The 1,266-nt window shown below is 72.4% G+C and carries 1 protein-coding gene; it reads left to right on the top strand.

The window, feature by feature from the left end; all coding sequences use genetic code 11:
* Positions 1-1,266: IS200/IS605 family accessory protein TnpB-related protein (locus tag ACWGH4_RS35200; RefSeq protein ID WP_453467986.1), on the top strand; the 1,266-nt coding region annotated here is incomplete at both ends.

The following is a 1,266-nucleotide window of genomic DNA, read 5'->3' as shown; positions in this document are numbered from 1 at the left end:
TGACGGGTGTGTCGTCGTCGCGGTGGGCGGGGTCGATCACGAAGGCCACGCACGATCAGTGGGCACTGGCCCGGCGCGGCCAGGCCGCCCACATCCAGGGCCTCGAAGCCGGTGTCAGGACGATCCGGCATCGGTTGTCGCTGCCGGTCGGGGCGAAGGGCACCCGGCGAACCGCGGGTGGTTACCGTTCGCGGCGGGAGTGGCATGCCAAGGCCCGGCGCCTGCGGGTGCTGGAGACCCGGCTGGAGCGGGTGCGAGCCGACCGGGACGCAGGCCGGGCGCGCGTGGTGCGCGGCGGCGGACGCCTGGCCCGTACCCGTCACCATCTGGCCGAGGCGGGGCTGACCGCAGCCGAGTGGCGCGAGCGGTGGGAGGCCGAGCGCTGGTTCCTTACGGCGGACGGTGAGTCGGGGAAGCGGTTCGGCAACGAGACGATCCGCATCACCCCCGACGGCGAGGTGTCGATCAAACTCCCGGCACCCCTGGCGTATCTGGCCAACGCCCCGCACGGCCGGTACGTACTCGCCACGAAGGCCTCCTTCGCGCACCGGGGCAGCGAGTGGGCGGACCGGGTGGTCGCGAACCGGGCCGTGGCCTACCGCATCCACCACGACACCGGACGCGACCGCTGGTATGTCACCGCCTCCTGGCAGATCCCGCCGGTCAAGACCGTTCCGCTCGAAGCCGCCCTCGCCCACGGTGTGATCGGCGTGGACATGAATGCCGACCACCTCGCCGCCTGGCGCCTGGACACCCACGGCAACCCCTGCGGTGAACCCCGACGCTTCTTCTACGACCTGACCGGCACCGCCCCCCACCGCGACGCCCAAGTACGCCACGCCCTCACCCGACTCCTCCACTGGGCCAAGGCCTGCGGCGTGAAAGCGATCGCGGTCGAGGACCTCGACTTCCAGGCCGAGAAGACCAGGGAGAAGCACGGCCGCAGGCGAAGGTTCCGGCAGCTCATCTCCGGCATGCCCACCGGACGCCTCCGTGCCCGGCTGACCTCGATGGCCGACCGGACGGGTATGACGATCATCGCCGTCGACCCCGCCTACACCAGCAAATGGGGCGCCCAGCACTGGCAGAAGCCCCTCACCAGCGCCACCCGCAAGACCAGCCGGCACGATGCCGCGGGCATCGCGATCGGCCGGCGCGCCCAGGGGCACCCGATCCGGCGACGGACGACACCGCCCCCGCACGACCAGAGCGATCGTGCGGGGCATCGGACCGTCCAGGCCGACCCGGGCACCCTCGGGCGCGAGG

Source organism: Streptomyces sp. NPDC054847 (assembly GCF_053610925.1).
This window is presented reverse-complemented; position numbering and strand designations above follow the sequence as displayed.